General features: G+C 62.2%; 24 protein-coding genes. 4 read left to right on the top strand and 20 right to left on the bottom strand.

Features of this window, described 5'->3' with window-relative positions; translation table 11 throughout:
• Positions 1-59 precede the first annotated feature (59 nt).
• The 16 genes from trmD to rsmD all read right to left on the bottom strand — a co-directional run bounded on the left by trmD (position 60) and on the right by rsmD (position 13,981).
• Entirely contained in the window at positions 60-809 is a 750-nt protein-coding gene (gene trmD / locus ACH2EI_RS03055; protein ID WP_395152869.1) for a tRNA (guanosine(37)-N1)-methyltransferase TrmD, read from the bottom strand.
• A complete protein-coding gene (locus ACH2EI_RS03050; RefSeq protein WP_395152868.1) occupies positions 809-1,306 on the bottom strand; it encodes a ribosome maturation factor RimM in 498 nt (165 codons plus the stop codon). The genes trmD and ACH2EI_RS03050 overlap by 1 nt, the downstream gene beginning before the upstream one ends.
• Positions 1,307-1,323: 17 nt before the next feature.
• Positions 1,324-1,575, bottom strand: a complete 252-nt coding sequence (locus ACH2EI_RS03045) for a KH domain-containing protein (RefSeq protein ID WP_395152867.1) — start codon at positions 1,573-1,575, stop codon at positions 1,324-1,326.
• Entirely contained in the window at positions 1,572-1,844 is a 273-nt protein-coding gene (gene rpsP, locus ACH2EI_RS03040) for a 30S ribosomal protein S16 (RefSeq protein WP_394927860.1), read from the bottom strand. Before rpsP ends, ACH2EI_RS03045 begins: the two co-directional genes overlap by 4 nt.
• A gap of 117 nt (positions 1,845-1,961) precedes the next feature.
• Positions 1,962-3,401 (bottom strand): signal recognition particle protein, encoded by a 1,440-nt coding sequence (ffh, locus tag ACH2EI_RS03035; RefSeq protein ID WP_395152866.1) that lies wholly within the window; start codon positions 3,399-3,401, stop codon positions 1,962-1,964.
• Positions 3,402-3,444: 43 nt separating this feature from the next.
• On the bottom strand, positions 3,445-4,575 hold the full coding sequence (gene ftsY, locus ACH2EI_RS03030; protein ID WP_395159115.1) for a signal recognition particle-docking protein FtsY: 1,131 nt from the start codon (positions 4,573-4,575) through the stop codon (positions 3,445-3,447).
• A 150-nt stretch (positions 4,576-4,725) separates the two neighbouring features.
• Positions 4,726-8,217, bottom strand: a complete 3,492-nt coding sequence (gene smc, locus ACH2EI_RS03025; protein WP_395152864.1) for a chromosome segregation protein SMC — start codon at positions 8,215-8,217, stop codon at positions 4,726-4,728.
• Positions 8,218-8,313: 96 nt separating this feature from the next.
• On the bottom strand, positions 8,314-9,150 hold the full coding sequence (gene mutM, locus ACH2EI_RS03020) for a bifunctional DNA-formamidopyrimidine glycosylase/DNA-(apurinic or apyrimidinic site) lyase (protein WP_395152863.1): 837 nt from the start codon (positions 9,148-9,150) through the stop codon (positions 8,314-8,316).
• A gap of 3 nt (positions 9,151-9,153) precedes the next feature.
• Positions 9,154-9,846: a ribonuclease III gene (rnc, locus tag ACH2EI_RS03015; protein WP_395152862.1), complete on the bottom strand. Its 693-nt coding sequence runs from the start codon at positions 9,844-9,846 to the stop codon at positions 9,154-9,156.
• Positions 9,847-9,853: 7 nt separating this feature from the next.
• A complete protein-coding gene (locus ACH2EI_RS03010; RefSeq protein WP_395152861.1) occupies positions 9,854-10,132 on the bottom strand; it encodes an acyl carrier protein in 279 nt (92 codons plus the stop codon).
• A 51-nt stretch (positions 10,133-10,183) separates the two neighbouring features.
• On the bottom strand, positions 10,184-11,173 hold the full coding sequence (plsX, locus tag ACH2EI_RS03005; RefSeq protein ID WP_395152860.1) for a phosphate acyltransferase PlsX: 990 nt from the start codon (positions 11,171-11,173) through the stop codon (positions 10,184-10,186).
• Positions 11,174-11,196: 23 nt separating this feature from the next.
• On the bottom strand, positions 11,197-11,373 hold the full coding sequence (gene rpmF / locus ACH2EI_RS03000) for a 50S ribosomal protein L32 (protein ID WP_394933230.1): 177 nt from the start codon (positions 11,371-11,373) through the stop codon (positions 11,197-11,199).
• Positions 11,374-11,577: 204 nt separating this feature from the next.
• Complete coding sequence (locus ACH2EI_RS02995; RefSeq protein WP_395152859.1) at positions 11,578-12,087, bottom strand: YceD family protein; 510 nt, start codon at positions 12,085-12,087, stop codon at positions 11,578-11,580.
• Positions 12,088-12,333: 246 nt separating this feature from the next.
• A complete protein-coding gene (locus ACH2EI_RS02990) occupies positions 12,334-12,942 on the bottom strand; it encodes a hypothetical protein (protein WP_395152858.1) in 609 nt (202 codons plus the stop codon).
• Positions 12,939-13,454, bottom strand: coding sequence for a pantetheine-phosphate adenylyltransferase (gene coaD / locus ACH2EI_RS02985; protein WP_395152857.1), 516 nt, complete (start codon positions 13,452-13,454; stop codon positions 12,939-12,941). Before coaD ends, ACH2EI_RS02990 begins: the two co-directional genes overlap by 4 nt.
• Entirely contained in the window at positions 13,451-13,981 is a 531-nt protein-coding gene (gene rsmD, locus ACH2EI_RS02980; RefSeq protein ID WP_395152856.1) for a 16S rRNA (guanine(966)-N(2))-methyltransferase RsmD, read from the bottom strand. The genes coaD and rsmD overlap by 4 nt, the downstream gene beginning before the upstream one ends.
• A 29-nt stretch (positions 13,982-14,010) precedes the next feature.
• Here rsmD and ACH2EI_RS02975 point away from each other — a divergent pair, with 29 nt between their 5' ends.
• The gene (locus ACH2EI_RS02975; protein ID WP_395152855.1) at positions 14,011-14,202 is read left to right on the top strand and encodes a hypothetical protein; all 192 of its coding nucleotides are present in this window, start codon (positions 14,011-14,013) and stop codon (positions 14,200-14,202) included.
• A gap of 45 nt (positions 14,203-14,247) precedes the next feature.
• On the opposite strand, the gene recG is transcribed toward ACH2EI_RS02975, so the two are convergent.
• Positions 14,248-16,401: an ATP-dependent DNA helicase RecG gene (recG, locus tag ACH2EI_RS02970; RefSeq protein WP_395152854.1), complete on the bottom strand. Its 2,154-nt coding sequence runs from the start codon at positions 16,399-16,401 to the stop codon at positions 14,248-14,250.
• A 76-nt stretch (positions 16,402-16,477) separates the two neighbouring features.
• Positions 16,478-18,190, bottom strand: a complete 1,713-nt coding sequence (locus tag ACH2EI_RS02965; protein ID WP_395152853.1) for a DAK2 domain-containing protein — start codon at positions 18,188-18,190, stop codon at positions 16,478-16,480.
• 162 nt (positions 18,191-18,352) lie between these two features.
• Between ACH2EI_RS02965 and rpmB the strand changes: the two genes are divergently transcribed.
• The 3 genes from rpmB to ACH2EI_RS02950 all read left to right on the top strand — a co-directional run bounded on the left by rpmB (position 18,353) and on the right by ACH2EI_RS02950 (position 20,909).
• On the top strand, positions 18,353-18,544 hold the full coding sequence (gene rpmB, locus ACH2EI_RS02960; protein ID WP_394941796.1) for a 50S ribosomal protein L28: 192 nt from the start codon (positions 18,353-18,355) through the stop codon (positions 18,542-18,544).
• Between the two features lie 22 nt (positions 18,545-18,566).
• Positions 18,567-18,788, top strand: coding sequence for a hypothetical protein (locus ACH2EI_RS02955; RefSeq protein WP_395152852.1), 222 nt, complete (start codon positions 18,567-18,569; stop codon positions 18,786-18,788).
• 333 nt (positions 18,789-19,121) lie between these two features.
• Positions 19,122-20,909, top strand: a complete 1,788-nt coding sequence (locus ACH2EI_RS02950) for a phosphoenolpyruvate carboxykinase (GTP) (protein WP_395153532.1) — start codon at positions 19,122-19,124, stop codon at positions 20,907-20,909.
• Positions 20,910-21,028: 119 nt separating this feature from the next.
• Here ACH2EI_RS02950 and rpmA read toward each other — a convergent pair whose 3' ends face one another.
• Together rpmA and rplU are read right to left on the bottom strand one after the other, a co-directional pair.
• Positions 21,029-21,283, bottom strand: coding sequence for a 50S ribosomal protein L27 (gene rpmA, locus ACH2EI_RS02945; RefSeq protein WP_395153531.1), 255 nt, complete (start codon positions 21,281-21,283; stop codon positions 21,029-21,031).
• Between the two features lie 15 nt (positions 21,284-21,298).
• The gene (gene rplU, locus ACH2EI_RS02940) at positions 21,299-21,613 is read right to left on the bottom strand and encodes a 50S ribosomal protein L21 (RefSeq protein WP_395153530.1); all 315 of its coding nucleotides are present in this window, start codon (positions 21,611-21,613) and stop codon (positions 21,299-21,301) included.
• Positions 21,614-21,644 lie beyond the last annotated feature (31 nt).

Genomic DNA, 21,644 nt, shown 5'->3' with positions numbered 1-21,644 from the left:
CGAGAGTGTGATGACAGCGCGGACCCGCGCTGTCAGGGCCAGTAGATGATACGGGCGAATCAGGAATATGGGACAGGTGGGAACGTGTCCAACAATTTCTGGTCGGCAGCCGACAGTTCAGCTTCCACCAGGTCAGGGCGGTCGCGCAGTGTCCGGTGGAGCCGCTGTGCCCGGCGCCACTGTTCGATCTTGCCGTGATTCCCACTGCGCAAGATGTCAGGGACACTCCAGTCACGAAACTCCGCAGGCCGGGTGAACTGGGGTTCTTCGAGTAATCCCGACTCACCGAAGCTCTCAGTGATCGGGCTCGCGGCGTTGCCCATCGCTCCGTCACGCAGCCGCGTGACCGCCTCGATGATGAGACACGCAGCGACTTCTCCCCCGCTGAGAACGACGTCGCCGACGCTCACCTCGCCGTCGCAGAGATGCTGCCGGACACGATGGTCGACGCCCTCATACCGGCCACAGAGCAGGCTAAACCCACCCGAGGTCTCAGCAAGTTCGGCGAGTTCGAAGGCCATCGCCTGATCGAACCGGCGGCCGCCAGGGCTCATCAAGAACAGCGGACGAGGCGGTGCAGCAGCTTCGACAGCGTCGAAAATCGGTTCGGCTTTCATTACCATGCCGGCGCCACCGCCGAAGGGGCTGTCATCGACCGTGCCGTGCACATCGCTGGTCTGCTCACGAATATCGTGGGTCCGCAGATCAAGCACGTTCCGCTCTTGCGCTTTGCCAAGCAAGCTCTCGGCGCAGAAGTCGTCGATGAGCTTCGGGAACAGCGAGAAGACGTCGATCCGGAGCGCAGACATCACTTGTCCAGGAGGTCGAAGAGCCCATCGGGAGTGTCGACCGTGACCACACCGTCGATGCGGCTGACAATGAACGTGGACGGGACGAGATGGCCCGTGTCGAGTTCCAAGATGTCCGATGCCGGATTGGTCAGAACGTTCGAGCACGTACCGTGCTCGGTGCCGTCGACTTCGACGACTTTGGAGCCAATCAGATCGTGGAACCAGAGCGCATCTGCGTCGGAGATCGGTGCGGCGTGTAACGCCACGTTGCTCCAGGTCTCCGCAGCCGTGCGGTCAGAGATCTGATCAAACTTCACGACCCAACGGCGGTTCGGGAGCAGCTTGCTTGCGCCGACCACGAGATCGCCCTTCGCTGTTGCCAGCGTGGAGCCGACGTCAAGTCGTTCGGAACGGTCGGTGACAAGCTGCACGAAGACATCGCCGCGCAGCCCATGGGCGCGACGAACGTGTCCGACTTCGAGAAAGCCGTCAGGGATGGGGGTGGAACGGGCCATTGCGGCCTCCAGCCTGCTCAGTCGAGGAATTCGATGTCGAGTTCGACATCGTCTTTGCTGGCAGCTGCACGAGTGACGGTGCGAATGCTGGCAGCGGTGCGGCCGCGGCGGCCAATGACGCGACCGAGGTCGCCGTCGCCGACGCGCACGTTCAGTGCGGGGCGACTGCCCGACTCGTCAACCTCAACGGTGACGGCGTCGGGGTCGTCGACGATTGAGCGGACGATGTGCTTGAGAACTGCGACAGCGGTAGGAGCGAGATCGCTCACTTGGCGGCCTTCTCGGCCTCGAACTGCTCGGTGGCGCCAGAGACCTTGAGGAGCTTGGCAACGCGCTCGGTCGGCTGTGCGCCTTCCTTGAGCCAGGCAACAGCCTTGTCGTTGTCGAGCGTGAGGCCGGACGGATCCTGCCGCGGGTCGTAGTGACCCAGGATCTCGATGAACCGACCGTCGCGAGGCGAACGGGAGTCAGCCGCCACAATGCGGTACTGCGGTTGCTTCTTCTTGCCAATACGTGTGAGCCGCAGCTTGACTGCCATCTTTAATCGTCACTCCAGAGTACGTGTTCGAGAAATTGAGAACGCCGAAAGACTAACGGCGCCAGGCCGCCTTCCCACGCGGGACAAGGATCACATCCCACAGCTGGCCCGACGGAGTCAGCGTGGAAAGTTGGGAATACCGGGCATCCCAGGAGTCCCAGGGACGCCGGGGATATTGAAGCCAGCCGCTGCCGGATCGAAACCGAGGGGCAGACCCTTGGGCATCTTCTGACCGCCCTTGCCCTTCTTACCCTTCTTCCCCTTGCCGGGTTTGCCAGCCATGCCCATCTTCTTCATCATCTTCTGCATCTCACCGAACTGCTTCACCAGCCGGTTGACATCGGCCACGGTCGTCCCCGAGCCGGCAGCGATGCGAGCACGACGGGTCCCCTGGATGATCGACGGGAAGGTGCGTTCTTCGATCGTCATCGACGTGATGATGGCTTCGATCGGCTTGAGATCGTTGTCATCGATCTTGGCGTTCTTCAGCTCTTTCGGAATACCGGGCATCATGCTCATCAACCCGCCAAGCGAGCCCATCTTCTTCAGCGCCTGCATCTGCTCGAGGAAGTCGTCGAGGGTGAACTGCCCCTCCATCAACTTCGTCGCTGCGGCCTCGGCCTGATCTTCGGTGAATGCCTTCTCGGCCTGCTCAATGAGCGTGAGCATGTCACCCATGCCAAGGATCCGACTCGCCATCCGGTCGGGATGGAACTGTTCGAACTGATCGAGCTTCTCCCCCGTCGAGGCGAAGGCGATCGGCCGGCCAATGACTTCCTTGACCGACAGCGCAGCGCCGCCGCGGGCGTCACCGTCCATCTTCGACATGATGACGCCGTCAATTTGGAGCGTGTTGTGGAACGCCTCTGCGGTCTGAACCGCATCCTGGCCGGTCATCGCATCGATGACCAGGAACGTGTAGTCAGGTTGAACCGCGCCGGAGATGAGGCGAACCTGCTCCATCATTTCGGTGTCGATCGACAGTCGGCCAGCGGTGTCGACAATGACGACGTCGCGACCAAGGCGTTTGGCCTCTTCGAGGCCTTTCGTTGCCGTGAGGATCGGATCCTCCGGGTCAGAGAACACCGGCACGTCGATCTGACGGCCGAGCGTGCGGAGCTGTTCAACGGCTGCAGGGCGCTGGAGGTCAGCACCGATCATCATCGGGTTGCGTCCCTGTGCCTTAAACCATGCGGCGAGCTTGGCCGAGTTTGTGGTCTTGCCAGAGCCCTGCAAACCGGCCATCAAGACGACGGTCGGCGGCTTGGAGGCGTATGTGATGGCGAGTGTTTGACCACCGAGCGCCCGGGTCAGCTCATCGTTGACTGCCTTGACCACCTGCTGGCCGGGGTCGAGAGCCGTTGAACGCGTGGCTCCGATCGCGTGTTCACGAATACGGTTGCAGATCGAGCGGACGACCGTCAGGTTGACGTCGGCTTCGAGGAGCGCCGTGCGGATCTCCTTCATCACCTCATCAACGTCTGATTCAGTGAGACGGCCCTTGCCCCGGACCTTCGTGATGATGCCTTCGAGGCGGTTGGAGAGATTGTCGAACATCGCCGGACACGTTATCGGGCAGCCGGTTCCCCGACCAGGAGCTTCAGCGTTCGAACAGGGCCGAGACGAACTCTTCAGGGTCGAAGTCGATCAGGTCGCCGATCGTCTCACCGATGCCGACGAGCTTGACGGGGATACCGAGTTCGGTCTCGATGGCGAACACGATGCCACCCTTGGCCGAGCCGTCGAGCTTGGTGAGCACCACGCCGGTGACGTTGGTGACCGCACCGAACTCGCGTGCCTGCGTGAGGCCATTCTGGCCGGTAGTGGCGTCGATAACCAGCAGCGTCTCGGTGACTGTGCCAGCACCCTTCTCAGCGACACGGCGGACCTTGCCGAGTTCATCCATCAGGTTGCTCTTGGTGTGCAGCCGACCGGCCGTGTCGGCCATGACGAGTTCGACCTTGTTCGCAGCGGCCTTTTCAACACCGTCGAAAATGACCGAGCTGGGATCGGCGCCTTCGGCACCGCGCACGATGTCGACATCGGAGCGCTCCGCCCAGGCAGTGAGCTGCTCGGCTGCAGCCGCACGGAACGTGTCGCCGGCGGCAAGCAGCACGGAACGCCCAGAATCCACCTGCTGCTTGGCAAGCTTGCCAATGGTGGTGGTCTTGCCGACGCCGTTGACGCCGACGAACATCCACACGTTGGGGTTCCCCGGTTCGAATTGTTCAAAGTTGAGGGACCGGTCAGAACCGGCCAGCCGCTCCGTCATCTCCGCTTGAAGCGCGTCGAGGAGGTCGGACGGCTCGGTGATCTCTTTGTTCGCGACTTTGACGCGCAGGCCACTGAGGAGTTCCTCGGCGATTGCCACGCCGACGTCGGCACGCAAGAGCGCCTCTTCGAGGTCATCAAACGACTCGTCGGTGATTGCCGAACGGCCGAGCACACCGGCGATTGCGCCAGCGAACGTGGAGCGGGCCTTCGCCAGGCGCTCGCGGAGCGTTCCCGCGGGCGGGTCTTCTTCGACTGCGGGTAGTTCTTCGACGACCGAGTCGATCTCGGCCTCGGCAACGAGCGTGTCGTTCTCCGGCGCCGCAACCGGTGGCCTGACTTGTGTCGGCTGGCCGGACGCGGGTTGGCCAACGGACTTGCGACGATTGAGGAGGACGACGCCGATGCCAAACGCAACAACGAAGACCGCCAGGATCAGGAAAAAGAACTCGATACCCATGCACCGCCGACGCTATCTGTCGCGTCGATGGGTCGGTGAGTGAGTCCAGCCAGGAAAACCCCTCAGTTCTGAGGCGGGACCAGGTCGTTCAAGAGCAAGGCGCGTGACGACGTAGTTGAGCTTGCTCAATGAGGAGTCCACGCAACGCAGCTATTGGGCGAGTTGGCCCGCATCAGACGCTCGTTCGGTGACGACTTTGGATGACCCGCCGGGTTGCATGCTGACGCCGAGGAGCACGTCGCCCGCTTCCATCGTGCGCTTCTGGTGCGAGACAACGATGAGCTGGGCGTCCTTGCGGAACTCCTGAATGAGGCCAAGGAACCGGTGCAGGTTCACATCGTCGAGGGCAGCCTCGACTTCGTCCATCACGTAGAACGGCGACGGACGTGAACGGAAGACGGCAAAAAGGTAGGCCAGCGCCGTCAGCGACCGTTCGCCGCCCGACAGTAGCGAGAGCTTTTTGACGTTCTTGCCGCTCGGCTTCGCTTCGACTTCGATGCCGGTGTTGAGCATGTCGTCGGGCTGCGTGAGCATGAGGTTGCCCTTGCCGCCCGGGAAGAGGAGCGCGAACAACTCGGTGAAGTTCTTCGCCACATCCTCGAAGGCCGTGGCGAACACGTTCTGAATCTCGGCGTCGACCGCAGCGATCACACGGGAGAGTTCCCGGCGAGTCGTCCGGACGTCTTCCAGTTGTTCTTCGAGGAACGTGTGGCGAGTCTGCAGTTCGTTGAACTCTTCAAGTGCCAACGGGTTGATCGGGCCGAGCAATCTCAGTTCTCGCTCGAGTTCGCGGACACGCCCGGCCGGTGTTGCTCCGTCGGGCACTTCTGGCATTTCAGCGGCTTCGGCGACAGCAGGCTCGATGTCCAGGTCCCGGCGCAACGTTTCGATCGCAGTTTCGAGGCGGAGTTTGGCTTCGGCCTCTTCGAGCTCAGCCTTGCGAGCCCGCTCGCGGGTGACGTCGAGCGACTTTTCCTTGTCGGCCCGTTCACGCCGCAGGGTGTCGAGTTCGGAGCTCAAGCCGCGGACTTCGTCGCTCTGCTTTCGGCGCTGGTCGGCCAGCTCAGCGTGATGGCCTTCGACGACGTGGCGATGTGCATCGACGAGCCCGGTGAGCCGATCGATGACGTTGATCTGGCGCTCGATAACCATCCGTTGGCCTTCGGCCGCGATGCGTGCGTCCTTGTCGGCCTCGAGGCGGCGCTCGGTCTCGGCGAGGCGCCGCTCGTTCAGTTGATGGCGTTCCTGGAGCCCGGCGTAACGAACTTCGATGTCTTTGCGACGCGAGGCAAGCAGGGCAGCTCGAGCTTCGAGTTCGGCACGGAGCTCGCCTCGGGCGCGTGCTGCCTCGGCCTCAGCCTGCTCGTCGCTTTCGAGTGCCGGAAGCAGCGCCTCAATCTCGACGACTCGTCGCTGCTCACGAGTGATGTTGGTCTCAGCGTCGGTGATGTTCTGATCGAGCGTTTCTCGTTCAGCGTGGATCTCTCGGTGCTCACCCTGGGTACGTGCGAGCCCCTGCGTCGCTGCGCTGAATCGAGCATCGTTGGAGTCAAGCTTCTTCGCCAGCTCGCGTTCCGTGTTCTGCACGGTGCGCAGCGCCTGCTCGGCTTCAGAGACCGCTGCTTTCGCTGCTTCGAATTCAGCGGTGGCCGCAGTTGATCGCTCAGTCGCCTCTTCGAGCGCCGACGCCGTAGCGCCACTGCCGGCAGTTCCGATTCGCCAACCGCTGATGCCGAAACGGTCGCCACCACCAGTGACGACAACTGCTTCAGGATGCTGCATTGCTGCGTCGAGCGCATCGGACAGGTCATCGATACGGACTGCCGAGCCGAGGAGCCCGTCGAGCAGGTCGTTCACGCCCGGCCGCTGACTCCGAGTGTGCGGTCGGACGGCATCGCCGACGCTCGGCGTGGGAAGTGCGGCCGGGCGGGCACCGAGGGCGATGACTGCGCCACTCGTGTCGCTACTGCGCAGCGCATCAAGTGCGCGGCGACCCGCTGTCGGGTCGTCGACCACCACGGCCGTCAGCGACTCACCGAGTGCTGCCTCGACGACTGGCTCCCAGCCTTCGTCGATTTCGATGAGGTCGAGCAACGTACCGAGGACGCCGTCAACACCTGCCAGCCGTTCGGCTCCGGCGCGGGCACGTGCCGCATCAAGTGCCATCTGCAGTGCTTCGACGCGAGCCGACCATTTCGATGCGTCTTCGGCCAACTCGTTGCGAATCGACTTGCGCGCTTCGACGGTCGACTGCGCCTCGATGAGCGCCTGCTCGGCGACTTCGACTTCGCCAACGAGCGGGGCTTCAATTGCTCCGGCTTCGTCGCAGTCGGTGCGGAATCGTTCGGTGTCTTCCCGTGAGGCCTGGAGGCGCTCGCTCAGTGATGTCTTGCGGCTGACGAGGCGACGCAGCTCGGCTTCGGTGCGTTCGAGTGACGAGCGAATCGACTTGAGTTCGCCGCGCACCTCGGCTGCTGCGCTTGCAGCCTTCGTGGTGGTCTGGTCGGCACGGACCGCGTCCATGATGTTCTCGCGCTCGGACTTGAACGATTCCTCGTCGAAACCGAGCTGGCCCGTCTCGGGCTCCAACAGGCCGAGCTCGCCGGCGGCCTTCTCGATCTCGTCACGGAAACGAGCAGCATCGGCCTCGAGGTTGGCGACAACACCGGCGTCGAGCAACTGGCCTTTGTCGCGTTCGAGTGAGCGACGCCGTTCGACGAGCACCGCAGCGAGCCCGCGGGCGCGTTCACGCAATTGCTCGACATGCACGAGTCGGTCGCTGATGTCGCTGGCGCCGCGCGCTGACAGCTGTGCCTCGATCGCCATCACCGACGTGTCAAGCGCTGCGAGAGCCGCCTTCAATTCACCTTCGGCTGTGGAGCTTTCGAGCTTGATGATCGCCAACGCCTCGAGCTTGGTGCGCAGGCCAGCAATCTCTCGGCCTGACACGAAGGTCTTCAGCTTGGTGAGTTCTTCGATCAGCGAGCCGTGGCGTTCGGCTGCTTTTGCCTGCCGTTCGAGCGGCCGGAGCTGACGACGGACTTCACGCAAGAGATCTTGCACCCGAAGGAGATTCGCTTCGGTGGCATCGAGCCGACGCTCCGCCTTCTCCTTGCGCTTGCGGAACTTGAGGACACCCGCTGCTTCTTCGATGATCGCACGTCGGTCTTCGGGGCGGGCGTTGAGGACCGCGTCGATCTGGCCCTGGCTGACGATGACGTGCTGCTGACGGCCGACACCGGCATCACTCAACAACTCCTGCACGTCGAGAAGGCGGCAGCTGACGCCGTTGATCATGTACTCGGACTCGCCTGTGCGGAACAGGATGCGCGACACCGTGACCTCAGTGAAGGCGAGGCCAAGCGTGCCGTCGGAGTTGTCGATGGTGATGCTGACCTCGGCGCGGCCCAGCGCAGGGCGCTTGGCAGTGCCAGCAAAGATGACATCGTCCATCTTCTGAGAGCGGACAGACTTCGGCGACTGGGCGCCCAGCACCCAGGCAATGGCGTCGACAACGTTTGACTTGCCAGACCCGTTGGGGCCCACGACGACAGTGACGCCCGGCTCGAACGCCATCGGCGTGCTGTCAGCGAACGATTTAAAGCCCTTGATGGTCAGATTCTTCAGGTACACAGCGGTCACGAAGCTACTTGGTCAGCACGCCACTCCCCCCAACCACTCCCCCAACCAGTCTCCCCAACCACTCCCGGTCACACTGTGCCAGGCACAGTGTGACCGTCAGCGCTGGCAGATTGGGCAGTAGTGCGTCGACCTGCCGCCAGAGACGATGCGCCGGATCCATCCTCGACCGCAGGTGCTGCATCGCTCGCCAGTACGGCCGTATACGCGGTGCTCGTTCTGGAAGCTGCCGCTCTCGCCATCGACATCGACGTACTGCGCATCACCAAGCGTCGAACCGCCCACCTCGATCGACGCCGTGAGGATGTCGATGATTGCAAAATGCAGCCGCCAGGTCGCCGCTGCATCGATCGTGTTGGCTGGTCGTTCGGGCCGGAGGCGCGACCGGTGGAGAATCTCGTCGGCGTAGATATTCCCGATCCCGGCGACGTTCTGCTGGTCGAGCAGGAACGGTTTGAGCGCCTTGCTCGTTCCTCGGACCATCTTGCGTAGTGCGGTGCGAGGAAAGTGTTCGGCAATCGGGTCGACACCGAGCTGAGCGAGGGGCGGGAGCTCGACGGCCACATTTGCCGGGTTATAGACGACCACCTCTCCAAAGGTGCGTGGGTCAACGAACCAGCATTCGGTGCTGTTGTCGAGGTGCATGACCACGTGCGTATGAGCTGGACGGTCGGCACCAGCGGGAGCGAGAAGTACTTGGCCGCTCATCCGCAGGTGAATCATCATCGAGTCACCCGAGTCGAGCGGCATGATCAGATACTTCCCGCGACGCTCGGCGCTCAGGACCGTCGTGTTGGTCAGCCCGTCGATCAACGCCTCACGAGACGTCCGGCGCACCACACGTTCTCGACCGACTTCGACTCGCTCGATCCGTCGGCCTGCGAGTTGCCTTTGTAGGCCGCGCCGAACCGTCTCGACCTCGGGCAGCTCGGGCATCGATCAGCCCAAGACAGCGGCAGCGCGCGAAGCGGCAGCTTGTTCGGCGGCCTTCTTCGAGCGACCAGATCCGGCGCCGAGGATGTTGCCGTCGATGATCACTTCGGCATGAAAACGTTTCGCGTGGTCGGGGCCTGTTGACGTGAGCACGTAGTCGGGAGCTCCCTTGCCGGAACGAGCGGCAAGTTCTTGGAGCTGCGTCTTGTGATCGAGCTGGTCGATCCGTTCGATCGACGTCGACAGGCGCGGCGCAACCCAACGTTCGACCATCGCATAGGCCGGAGCGGTGCCGCCGTCCAAATACACGGCGCCAAGCACTGCTTCGAATGCGTCGGAGAGAAGCGACGGCTTCTCGGCGCCGCCTGCAGCTGCTTCGCCCTTGCCAAGGAACAGGTACCGTCCGATACCGATCTCTTCGGCAACCTCAGCGAGTGCGCTCGCATTAACGACGCTCTTCCGGAGATCCGTCAGTAGACCTTCTGGCAGCTTGTCGAAACGGCGGAACGCGATGTCGGCGATGACCCAGCCGAGCACGGCATCGCCGAGAAACTCAAGGCGTTCGTTGCTCGGCTCGCCGGGCGTCTCAGCGCACCACGAACGGTGTGCCATCGCTCGTCGGAGGAGTGCCGGGTCAGCGAACTCGTGACCGACTCGCGTCGCGAGTTCGGCAAGGTCACTGGATTCCGGATCACTCACGGAGGCTTCAGGCGCTTTCGTTGGCGTTTTCGTGCACGTAATCGACAGCATCGCGCACGGTCTTCAGATCTTCGAGGCTCTCGTCTTCGATGGTGAAGCCTGCGACCTTCTCACTCAGTGCTTCTTCGAGTGCTTCGACGAGTTCGATCAGCGCAAGCGAATCGGCTTCGAGGTCGTCGGCGAACGACTGGCCCTCGGTGATCGTGTCAGGCTCGATCTCGAGAATGTCAGACAGTGCGTCACGCACAATCTTCAGGACTTCGTCGCGGCTGATGACTTCACTCATGACGCCATCCTACCCGTCGACCAGGCTCGGGCTCTCGCCTTGGAAGTCGCGTTAGCCGGTCGGCGTCGCAGCTGCGATGACGTCGCGAATTTCTCCGACGAGGTCGTGTTCAACCAATTCGCGGGCGACGGCGATGCCGTTCGTGATCGCCGTGGCGCTCGACGATCCGTGGGAGATAATGCAGACGCCGTCGACACCGAGCAGCACTGCACCGCCATAGGTGTCGGGGTTGAACGTCTCGTACAGCGGGAGCAGCGCTGGCATCAGCGCGTCGGCGTGTTCTTTGTACTCCGGCTGAGCGAAGACTTCGAGCAGTGCCCCGATGAGGAACTGCATACTGCCTTCCAGCGTCTTCAACACGACGTTGCCGGTGAAGCCGTCGGTGACACAGACGTCGATGTCGGCGCTCATCACATCGCGACCCTCGACGTTGCCAACGAAGTTGATGCCCGGCGCCTGAGCAAGGAGTCCGTAGGCCTCTTTGCGGAGTGCATCGCCCTTGCCGGGCTCTTCGCCAATCGAGAGGAGGCCGACACGTGGGTTCTCGATACCGAAGCGGCGGCGCGCATAGACCGAACCCATCAGCGCGAATTGCACGAGCCATTCGGCCTGGACGTCGGCATTGGCGCCAGCATCGAGCAGAACGGTCGGAGTCGAACCAGGGACTGGGATAGGGGTGGCGATCGCAGGGCGCTTGACGCCCTTGATGCGGCCCATGCGAAGCAGCGCCGCGGCCATCGTGGCCCCGGTGTTACCGGCCGAGATCATGGCGCTGGCGTTTCCGTCGCGGACGGCCTCGGCGGCGCGCACGAGCGTCGAGTCTTTCTTCTTGCGAACGCTCTGCGCCGGGTCGTCCTTCATGCCGATGACTTCGGACGCAGGAATCAGATCGAGCGTGACGCCACCAGAGGTGAGGCCAGCGAGGCCTGCAGGGCCAACCATGACAACCGGCGTGCCGGCAGCGACAGCTGCAAAAGCGCCGTCAAGATTTGGTTGTGGCGCGGCATCGCCGCCCATTGCATCGACGGCGACGGGAAGCATGTCCGCAGGAGATCCGGTGGGGATCAGACTTCGACGACGACGCGGTCGCGGTACCAGCCGCACTCGCCACACACCGTGTGAGGTGTCTTGGCGTTGCCGCAGCGGGGGCAGATGCTCCGCGGCGGTGTCTGTAGCTTCCAGGCGCTGGCACGACGGCTGCGTGTTTTCGACTTCGAAGTCTTCTTCTTGGGAACGGCCATCGTTCGCTCTTTCGCTACTGCATCGACCACTCTGGTCGACTGGAGATCTGATTCGCTGGCGGCGAGGAGCCTCGCAGCGACGTGCAACGTTATCGGCGCTCAGCCACAATCAACATGCGGCGTGACGAACGCGTGCTGACGGGTCCCATCTGTTTGCGTGACGATTTTGGCTGGGATGGCAACCAATGTCGTCACGCAGACGCTTCATTCGTCGAGAACGAGGCCGTCGAGAGCAGACCATCGATGGTCGGTCACCGTGTTGTCACAGTTGCAGGAGGCCTTGTTCCAGTCGATGCCACAGGCCGGGCAAAGGCCTTTGCAATCGGGCTGGCAAACCTGCTCGGCGTCGAGTTCGATCATCGCCAACTCGCGCACCATCGGGACGAGATCGAGTTGACCGTTCTCGATTGGGTAGGCCTCTTCGTCGATGTTGTCGATCTGGTAGCGCTCATCGATGTCCACTCGGGCCACACCGGACAGATCCTTGAGGCAGCGACGACACGGTGCTGCCCAGGGCGCTCCGACAGTTCCAGTGACGGCGATCCCGTCGTTCATCGATTCGAGTTCAATTGCGACGTCAATCTTGCCGTTCAATCGCTCGTGAACGACGCCGAGCGGCTCAGCCAAGATCTCCTCGATCACCGGCAGAGTTGCTCCCGGCCGCCGTAAGAGCTCGACCGCATTAATTCGAAGAGGCCGCAGCAAATCCACCATGGAAGAAAACGCTACCGCAAGGCCGCCATTCCGCGAGTCTGTTCCTCAGTCATTCGTCACCAGGACGCTGAGTCACCCGCAAACACCTCGTCAACACACCCGAGCAACCGCCACAAACTCTTCAGCAGGCTCCCCGCAAGCGGCGATCACGGTTCGGTCAGATCACGGAAGCGCGAACCCGAGATGGCCTCCGCCAACGAGCGGTGAGAGCTGACGCAGAGATCGCCGAACCGTGATCGCCGCTGGTCAGTGGTCTTGGTCGAAGAAGGCGGAGGCAGCGGAGTCGTCGATGACCGGGAGGCCGCCCGTGTTCGTCGTGTCCGGTTGCGGGTCGCCAATCGACAAGCGCTGGCGTCCGGCGTTGACCGTCTTCTGCAACTTGTCGAGCAGGATCTCAAAGCTGCCTAACCGCTGGTCAAGGAAATCTTCGGTCTCGTGCTTGAGTCGACGCGAGTCGGCGTCGGCAGTCTCCATGACGGTCCGAGCTCGCTGCTCGGCGGCACGCACAACTTCGGTGCGCTGCACCATGCGCTCGGCACGGACGCGGGCGGCTTCGAGGAGTTCGTCGGCTTCACGACGAGTCTTGGCAACGAAGTCCTGTCGCTCCTTCAGCATCCAACGCGCCTGACGGAGTTCGTCGGGGAGGCGGTGGAGTGCTTCGTCAAGCAGTTCGACGACCTCGTCGCGGTCGATACGCGGCGATGACGACAGCGGCATCGTTGGCGCGTCGGCGATGATGTCGATGACTCGGCGCAGCAATGTTTCTGCGTCGCCGACAGGCCCCATCGGCGCACCGGGCTCCGGATAGGTGTCGTCGATTTCTTCGTACTCGTCGTAGTTGTCGTCGTGAGTCATGTTCGGTCCTGCTTATCTGCGAAGACGGTGCGCAAAGCGACGGCAACCGTGGCCGGCACCAAATGCCCGATTTCCTCACCGTACTTCGCAATCTCCCTCACAAAGCGGCTACTGATGTAGCCCAGCCCAGGCGAGCACGGCAGGTACACGGTGCGAATACCTGTGACGGCGTGATTGTTCTGTGCCATCTGCTGTTCGATTTCGAAGTCTTCACTGTTGCGGAGCCCCTTGACAATGAAGTCGACGCCGAGATTCGCAGCAGCCTGAACGGCAAGTCCCGTCTGCGCTTCCACGGTGACACCATCGAGGTGCGCGAGCGCTTGCTCGGCGAGGTCGATCCGTTGGGCAACTGGGAAGAGACCGCTCGCTTTGGCATGGTTGTGCATCACAGCGACGACCACGCCTCCGAAGAGTTCGTGCGCCTGTTCGATGACGTCGATATGCCCAAGGTGCAGCGGATCAAAGCTGCCCGGATACATCACTCGCTGGGGTTTCGCGCCGGAACCGTTCACTCGCCAGACACTAGTTCGACGCGTTCGAAGAACGTCACCATTGTGCGTCCGTACTTCTTCTCGCGAGTGATCCTCCACCCGTCTGGGCAGTCAATTGAGCGACCTGATTCTGCGATAACGAGGTCAGCGCGGACCACCCGCAACAGTTCGGCCCACGCGTCAAAGCCGTACGGCGGGTCGGCCAGGACGATGTCGCAGTCGATTGCCGACGCGGTCGCCATGGCGTCTGAGGTGATCACCTTGGAACGGTCGCGCAGCCCGAGCGCGTCGATGTTTTCCTCGAGGACCCGAAGGGCCGTCCGATCGCGTTCGACGAACACGCAACGTTCGGCGCCTCGCGACAGCGCTTCGATCCCGACGGCACCGGTGCCGGCGAACAGGTCAGCGACGAGCGCGCCGTCGAGCACGCCGGAACTTCCGAGCGAGTTAAAAATCGCCTCACGCACTCGATCGGTCGTCGGTCGAGTGGATGTCCCGTCAGGCGACACAATCTTTCGACCACCCAGTTCTCCTGCCACTACACGCATCCGAGCGATGATACGGGCACACTGAGGTCGTGCTCGCTCCCCCGCCACAGATCACCTGCATCGACTGCGGTGGCCGCTGCTTCCTCTTGACGATGCCGCGCGAAGACGGCAATTGGGAAGTCGATGATGTCGTTGCCTATCGCTGCGAGGATTGCCTCGACCGTTGGGACCTCGTGCTCGACGAGTCAGACATCGAGAGCGACGGCCGCCCCGACTGGTAGCCGGTCACACCGGTCACACTGTGCCTGACACAGTGTGACCGGTGATCAGGACTTGGCGAGGAACGCTTCGTCTTGGTCGCTGAAAACGAGGTCGAGTTCATCGGCCAAGGTTGGGTGCTTCACCAAATCCTGATCGCCGTCAACGATTTCAAACGCTGCCTCGCGGGCCAGTTCAACGAGCTTGCGATCGCGTCGGAGTGACGCCAACTTCAGATCGCTTCGACCCTTCTGCGCGGTCGACATCAATGTGCCCTCGCCACGCAGGTCGAGGTCGACTTCGGCCAGTTCGAAACCGTCGGTCGTGGCAACCAAGGCTTCGATACGCGGGTTCCCGACAACGGCGTTGCCCTCGTCGTCTTCTTTCTGCTGAGTCACCAGCCAACACGTCGAGGCGTGCTCACCGCGCCCGACGCGTCCACGCAACTGGTGGAGCTGGGCGATGCCGAAGCGATCGGCATCGAGGATTGCCATCACGGTTGCATTCGGCACGTCCACGCCGACCTCGATCACCGTGGTCGCGACAAGCACATCGAGTTCGCCACGACGGAACCGGTCCATGGTGACAGCCTTCTCGTCGGACGGCAGCTTGCCGTGGAGCATGCCCAACCTGAGCCCCTGGAGTTCGCCGAAGGCAAGCCGTTCGAGAGTCTCTTCGGCAGATGCCACTTCGAGCTTCTCGCTCTCACCGACCAGCGGGCAGACGACGTATGCCTGACGACCAGCGGCAACTTCGTCCTTGATGTCGTTCCACACCCCGGCCTCCATCAGGCCGCCGTCGGCCCACATAGTGACGATCGGCGTTCGGCCCGGCGGCAACTCGTCGAGGACGCTGACGTCGAGATCACCGTAAACGGTCATCGCCGCAGTGCGCGGAATGGGCGTCGCTGTCATCACCAGAGTGTCGGGCACCGCGCCATTGGCCGTCTTCGAGCGAAGCGCTGCACGCTGCTCGACACCAAACCTGTGCTGTTCGTCGACCACGACGACACCGAGACTTGCGAAGTCGACGGTGTCTTGGATCAATGCGTGCGTCCCGATGGCGATATCGACGCTGCCATCGGCGAGTCCTGCAAGCACCTGCTTGCGATCGTTGCCGGTCACCCGGTTCGTGAGGAGTTCGACACGGAGCGGTCGATCGCCGAACAAGTTGCCTGGGTCGGGCACCGTCACGCTGTCAAGCATCGCGCGCACGCTGGTGGCGTGCTGTTCGGCGAGCACTTCGGTCGGCACCATCAACGCTCCCTGATGTCCGCCGTCGACCGCTGCAAGCATTGCGGCGACAGCCACAACCGTCTTGCCGGAGCCGACATCACCCTGGAGCAGCCGGTGCATCGGCTGGGCGCTGCCGAGATCAGCGTTGATCTCTTCAATGGTCCGCGTCTGCGCCCCGGTCAGCGGGAAGGGCAGCGACTCGTAGAACCGTTTGACGAGCGGGCCACCAAGCGCGTGCTTGATCCCGAGCGAGTCGCGTTCCATTGCACGCTTGCGTAGAACTAAGACGAGTTGCACCCGAAGAAGTTCGTCAAACGCGAGTCGGTATCGGGCCAACTCCTTCGTCTTCATGTCGTCGGGGAGATGGATTCCTGCGAGCGCTTCGGACCGATCGATCAGTCTGTGACGTCGACGGATCGCCTCGGGCACCGGGTCGGCAATGGTCCGTTCAGCGCATCGACGGAGCGTCTCTTCGACCCATCCGGCCATCTCCCAGGTAGTAATCTGCGCCTTTTCGCTCTGCGGGTAGATCGGCACGATCTTGCCGGTGCGATCCCCGATCAGGTCGACGACAGGATTCGACATCTGCAGGCCGCCTCGGTAGGTGTCGGCCTTGCCGAAGAGTGCGACGTGGAGTCCTTCTTTGAACTGCCGTTCACGCCAGGGCTGGTTGAAAAACACCAAGTCCATCCGGCCAGATCCGTCACCGACGTTGACGTTGATCATCGACCTGCGGTTGCGAGTGGTGCGCTTGGTGACCGATCGGATCGTGACGAGCACAAGGGCTTCCTGACCAGGGACAAGGTCAGCGATGCGCGCCTCGTTGGTCCGATCGATCCAGCGTCGAGGGTAGGTGGTGACCAGGTCGAGCAGGTTGGTGATCCCCACCATGGCGAGCGCCGCCTGCTTCTTTGGCCCCACGCCGCGCAATCGCTCGACAGGAATCAGCGAAAGATCCCGCATCGTGATCGGCCCCTGCTCACTCATCAGTCGCCAAACTTAGCGTTCGCCGTTTGTGTCGAGATTTCTGCGGACAGTCCAACGGAAACTTCGACGCAAACGACTATTCGACACCGAAGAGGTAGGGGTAGAGAGGCTGTCCGCCGCGCTGGACTTCAACGGTGATGTCGGCACGATGATCGCTCAGCCAGCCTTCAATCGCTGCGGTTGACTCTGCGGTCGCGTCTTCACCGGTGATGACGGTCACGAGTTCGGCATCGTCTTCAAGGAGATGCTCAAGGAGTGCGATCGACACACCGTGCGGCGAATCGCTGATTGCTGCGATGCCGTCACCCTTGACAATGCCGATCCAATCGCCTTCCTTGATCGGACCAGCATCGGAGTTTGTGTCGCGGATTGCCTGAGTGACTTCGCCCGTCGCGACGGACTCAGCAGCTTCGACCATCTGGGCGTAGTTGACATCAGCAGATGCCTCTGGGTCATACACGACGAGGGCAGCCAGCGCTTCAGGCATCGACGTGGTCGGCACCACCATCACATGCTTGGCGCTGAGGGCGTTGACCTGCTCGGCGACGGGGATGATGTTCTTGTTGTTCGGCAGGATGACCACCTGGTCGGCGTTGACCGCAGCGACGGTGTCAAGGAGTTCCGAGGTCGACGGATTCATCGTCTGACCGCCGGTGACGACGCCTTGCACACGCAATTGGGCGAACAGTTCAACGAGACCTTCACCGGAACACACCGCAACGACCGCCGTGGTGACAGGCGTGAGCCCGCCCCCGGCCTTGGTGATGCTGGCGTTGGTCCGACCACCTGCCATCGCCGCTTCGCGCTTGGCGTGTTCTTCGTCGACCTCTTCGAAGAGGTCTGTCACACGGATCTGCTTCGGGCGGCCACCGAGGTCGAGCGGCACTTCGATCGCGGCACCAATGTCATTGGTGTGGACGTGACAGTTCCAGATCCCATCGCCACCGACCACGACGATCGAGTCGCCAATTGCACCCCAGCCCTGCTTGAACGCGTCGATCTGCTCATCGGCAAGATCCATCAAGTACATCACTTCGTAACGCTGGTCGGCCACGTCAACGTCGCCAGCACCGCCGATCTTGGTGCTGCCCGATCGCTGCGCCGGTTGGTCGAATGCTGCCGCAACAGCACCACCGGTGCCGTCGTCTTCTTCGGGCTCGGGAAGCGCTTCGCCATCGACTACGTAGAGGGCCGAATCGAGCAACAGCAGGAACCCGGCACCACCAGCATCGACAACACCGGCGTCTTTCAAGACCGCCAGTTGCTCCGGTGTGTTCGCCAACGCAATCCGGCCTGCGGCCTGCGCTGCACGCACCACTTCAACGAGCGACCCGCCTGCATCTGCCGCCTCTTTCGCTCCGTCTGCGCTCAGCCGAACCACCGTGAGGATCGTTCCTTCGATCGGCTTCAGTACGGCTTGGTATGCACCGGTTGCTGCGGCCTGCAGCGCTTCGGCGAACTTCGCACCGGTGACGGGCGCCTGCGTCTTCAGCGTCGAGGCGATACCACGCATGATCTGGCTTAAAATGACGCCACTGTTACCACGGGCACCCATGAGCGAGCCGTGACTGATCGCATCACACGTGGCATCGAGGTCGTCTGGATCGGTTCCGTCCATCTCTGCAACAACGGCGTCGAGCGTGCGCGCCATGTTCGTGCCAGTGTCTCCGTCAGGGACCGGATACACGTTCAACCTGTTCAAACCCCCCGCGTGAGCCCTGACAGCATCTCGGAAGGTGCGAACCGTGTCGCGCAGTGCTTCGGTGTTCAACCGTTCAAGTGTTGGCACGGCGCAAGAGCTTAGGGGTTGTGTGGCACATGGCCTTGAGCGAACCGAAGCTTCTGAGCAAGTTGCGGTCTGCAGTTGTGTTGGTAGCATCACATGGCTGTTTCAGGCACCAGCGTGCTCTGAACAAATCTGACTTGAAGCGAATCGTCGCAGGAGAATCCAATGGCATCTAAGTGTGAATCGTGTGGCAAGGGCCCGTCATGGGGCATGGCTGTTTCGCACTCGCACCGTCGTACGAAGCGACGCTGGAATCCGAACATTCAGCGCGTCCGTGCTCGGGTCAACGGTTCGACCAAGCGTCTGAACGTCTGCACCGGCTGCATTAAGTCCGGCAAGATCGTCAAGGCCGGCTGAGGCCGAGCCTTCGGTTGATCTCATGCAGGGCGTCATTAAGGCATACGACCCGACAACCGGAGACGGTCTCGTCATGTGCGACACCGACTTCAATGATTACGAGCTTGCTGGCAACGCGCTGGCCGGGTCCATTTTTCGCATGGTGCGTCAAGGCCAGCGAGTGATTTTCGAACTCGATGATGCCGGCCGAGCTACCAAGCTCAGCCTCGGCTCCGAGGTCGACATGAAGACTCCCGGCCACTGAATCGCTACTCGACCACTACTCGACCACTGCTGAGGCAATGCGGCCCATCCGCACCTCACGCAACAATCCAACCACCGTGAGCTCGTCGCTCGGTGTGATGAGTCCGGGCGAGCAACCGCTCACGCAACGTTCGTGAGTTGATCGGACGACGGCGCGCCACTGATCTGTCCTGGTGATCTGCTGTCAAGCCCATATCGCTTTTCGTGATGAGGTATTCGCACATCAGATAGTGCGCTCTAACCACGCCGCCCATTGCCTTCGGGGCCACCTCTTCGCCTATCGTCAGTTTCGAACACTTTCGAACACGAGCGCCGCCTGATTGGGGAGCAACGAATGAGTGGAACCACTAACAACCAACGTCTCAAGGACTGGGTGGCCGAGTGGGCCGCCGTCATGCAGCCCGCCGACATCTATTGGTGCGACGGTTCCGCCGACGAATACGAGCGCTTCTGCCAGGAGTTGGTCGACAGCGGAACGTTCACCAAGCTCGACGAGGCGAAGCGCCCGAACAGTTACTGGGCACACTCTGATCCCGGCGACGTCGCACGTGTCGAAGACCGCACGTTTATCTGCTCGGCCACCGAGATCGAAGCTGGCCCCAACAACAACTGGCGTGATCCGGCTGAAATGCGTGCCGAGATGCGCAGCCTCTACACCGGCTGCATGAAGGGCCGCACGATGTACGTCGTGCCGTTCTCCATGGGCCCGCTCGGTTCGCCGATCGCACACATTGGCGTGCAGCTGTCCGACTCTGCCTATGTCGCCACGAACATGCGCATTATGACGCGCATGGGCCAAGGTGCCCTCGACGCGCTCGGCGACGACCAGTGGGTGCCCTGCCTCCACTCCGTTGGCGCCCCGCTTGCTGATGGCCAGGCTGACGTCCCGTGGCCCTGCGATGCCGAGAACAAGTACATCGTCCACTTCCCCGACACCCGCGAGATCATGTCGTACGGCTCCGGCTACGGCGGCAATGCGCTGCTCGGCAAGAAGTGTTTTGCACTCCGCATTGCTTCAGTCATGGCACGTGACGACGGCTGGCTCGCCGAGCACATGCTGATCCTGAAACTCACCAACCCACAGGGTGAGTCGAAGTACATCGCAGCCGCCTTCCCGTCGGCCTGCGGAAAGACCAACCTGGCAATGCTCGTCCCGACGATCCCCGGCTGGAAGGCCGAGACCATCGGCGACGACATCTGTTGGATGAAGATCGGCGACGACGGCCGTCTCTATGCCATCAACCCCGAAGCCGGCTTCTTCGGCGTCGCACCCGGGACCAGCAATGCGACAAACCGCAACGCCATGGAGACACTCTGGGGTAACTGCATTTACACCAACACCGCGCTCACCGACGACGGTGATATCTGGTGGGAAGAGATGACCGACGTTCCCCCGGCACGCGCCACTGACTGGCGTGGCAACCCCTGGAACCCCGAAGTCAAGACGCCTGCTGCGCATCCGAACGCTCGCTTCACCGCGCCTGCATCGCAGTGCCCGTCCGCAGCAGCCGAGTGGGAAGATCCGGCTGGCGTGCCGATCTCTGCAATTCTCTTCGGCGGCCGCCGCCGTACCACGGTGCCGCTGGTGACCGAGGCCAACGACTGGGATCACGGCGTGTTCCTCGGTTCGATCATGGCGTCGGAGAAGACCGCTGCGGCTGAAGGAGTCCAGGGCGAGCTTCGCTTCGACCCGATGGCCATGCTGCCGTTCTGTGGCTACAACTACGGCGATTACTTCGCGCACTGGCTCTCAATGAAGGATCGCACCGACGTCGCGAACCTGCCAAAGATCTTCTTCGTCAACTGGTTCCGTCGCGACGAGGACGGTCGCTTCCTGTGGCCCGGATTCGGTGAGAACAGCCGGGTGCTCAAGTGGGTCTTCGAGCGCGTCGACGGCACCGTCGATGCCATCGACTCACCGATCGGCAAGCTCCCCGTTCCCGATCAGCTCGACCTGTCAGGTCTCGACATCGATCAGGCTGATCTCGACACTCTGCTCGCCGTCGACATCGAAGGCTGGAAGGGCGCTGTACCCCAGATCCGCGAGCACTTCGACCGTTTCGGCGACCGACTTCCCGCCGAATTGAACGCTGCCGTCGACCAGCTCGAAGCAGCTCTCTAGCCACACAAACGGCCCGGTCACACTGTGCCTGGCACAGTGTGACCGGGCCGTTTCGCGTTGAGCTGAAAACGACAAAGGCCGGGCCTTGCGGCCCGGCCTCCAATCAGTTCGAATTGCGATCAGTTGCCGGAGACGACCGAAACAGCCTTGCGGCCTCGGTAGTTACCGAACTGCACGACGCCGTCAGCGAGTGCGAACAGTGAATCGTCCTTGGCCTTACCGACGTTGTTGCCGGGGTGGAAACGGGTTCCACGTTGGCGAACAATGATGGCTCCGGTGCGAATATCTTCGCCACCGAAGACCTTCACGCCGAGGCGTTGTGCGTTGGAGTCACGGCCGTTGCGGGTTGAACCGCCGCCCTTTGTCTTTGACATGAGATCAGCGCCCTTTTAGTTGGGGAATTTGATGGACGTAATTTCGACCACGTCATACTTTTGACGATGGCCGTAACGACGATGGTTATTGGTGCGGCGTTTGAAGGTGAAGCCGTTGATCTTCGGACCCGCTGCGCGGCCGACGATCTTGCCGGTGACTGAAGCTCCTACGAGCTCGTCGGCCGTTGCAAGCACAGTGTCGCCGTCGACGAGCATGACGGGGGTGAGCGACACGTCGCTACCTTCGTCTGCGCCGAGCAGTTCGAGCTGCACTCGCTGGCCTTCAGCCACTTTTTCCTGCTTGCCGCCTGAGGCGATTACTGCGTACATAGCGATTGTCGATACTAACGGCCCATTGCCG

Source organism: Ilumatobacter sp. (assembly GCF_041688325.1).
Taxonomy (GTDB): Bacteria; Actinomycetota; Acidimicrobiia; order Acidimicrobiales; family Ilumatobacteraceae; genus Ilumatobacter_A.
The sequence above is the reverse complement of the archived record's forward strand: the minus strand, read 5'-3'. Positions and strand labels throughout refer to the sequence as shown.

What these genes read in the sequence shown, in the direction of transcription:
- trmD (WP_395152869.1), bottom strand. Translation starts at nt 809, where the DNA reads ATGTCTGCGCTCCGGATCGACGTCTTCTCGCTGTTCCCGAAGCTCATC.
- ACH2EI_RS03050 (WP_395152868.1), bottom strand. Translation starts at nt 1,306, where the DNA reads ATGGCCCGTTCCACCCCCATCCCTGACGGCTTTCTCGAAGTCGGACAC.
- rpsP (WP_394927860.1), bottom strand. Translation starts at nt 1,844, where the DNA reads ATGGCAGTCAAGCTGCGGCTCACACGTATTGGCAAGAAGAAGCAACCG.
- ffh (WP_395152866.1), bottom strand. Translation starts at nt 3,401, where the DNA reads ATGTTCGACAATCTCTCCAACCGCCTCGAAGGCATCATCACGAAGGTC.
- ftsY (WP_395159115.1), bottom strand. Translation starts at nt 4,575, where the DNA reads ATGGGTATCGAGTTCTTTTTCCTGATCCTGGCGGTCTTCGTTGTTGCG.
- mutM (WP_395152863.1), bottom strand. Translation starts at nt 9,150, where the DNA reads ATGCCCGAGCTGCCCGAGGTCGAGACGGTTCGGCGCGGCCTACAAAGG.
- ACH2EI_RS03010 (WP_395152861.1), bottom strand. Translation starts at nt 10,132, where the DNA reads ATGAGTGAAGTCATCAGCCGCGACGAAGTCCTGAAGATTGTGCGTGAC.
- plsX (WP_395152860.1), bottom strand. Translation starts at nt 11,173, where the DNA reads ATGCTTCCCGTCGCCGTCGATGCAATGGGCGGCGATGCCGCGCCACAA.
- rpmF (WP_394933230.1), bottom strand. Translation starts at nt 11,373, where the DNA reads ATGGCCGTTCCCAAGAAGAAGACTTCGAAGTCGAAAACACGCAGCCGT.
- ACH2EI_RS02995 (WP_395152859.1), bottom strand. Translation starts at nt 12,087, where the DNA reads ATGGTGGATTTGCTGCGGCCTCTTCGAATTAATGCGGTCGAGCTCTTA.
- ACH2EI_RS02990 (WP_395152858.1), bottom strand. Translation starts at nt 12,942, where the DNA reads ATGACTCACGACGACAACTACGACGAGTACGAAGAAATCGACGACACC.
- rsmD (WP_395152856.1), bottom strand. Translation starts at nt 13,981, where the DNA reads ATGCGTGTAGTGGCAGGAGAACTGGGTGGTCGAAAGATTGTGTCGCCT.
- recG (WP_395152854.1), bottom strand. Translation starts at nt 16,401, where the DNA reads ATGAGTGAGCAGGGGCCGATCACGATGCGGGATCTTTCGCTGATTCCT.
- rpmB (WP_394941796.1), top strand. Translation starts at nt 18,353, where the DNA reads ATGGCATCTAAGTGTGAATCGTGTGGCAAGGGCCCGTCATGGGGCATG.
- ACH2EI_RS02955 (WP_395152852.1), top strand. Translation starts at nt 18,567, where the DNA reads ATGCAGGGCGTCATTAAGGCATACGACCCGACAACCGGAGACGGTCTC.
- ACH2EI_RS02950 (WP_395153532.1), top strand. Translation starts at nt 19,122, where the DNA reads ATGAGTGGAACCACTAACAACCAACGTCTCAAGGACTGGGTGGCCGAG.
- rpmA (WP_395153531.1), bottom strand. Translation starts at nt 21,283, where the DNA reads ATGTCAAAGACAAAGGGCGGCGGTTCAACCCGCAACGGCCGTGACTCC.
- rplU (WP_395153530.1), bottom strand. Translation starts at nt 21,613, where the DNA reads ATGTACGCAGTAATCGCCTCAGGCGGCAAGCAGGAAAAAGTGGCTGAA.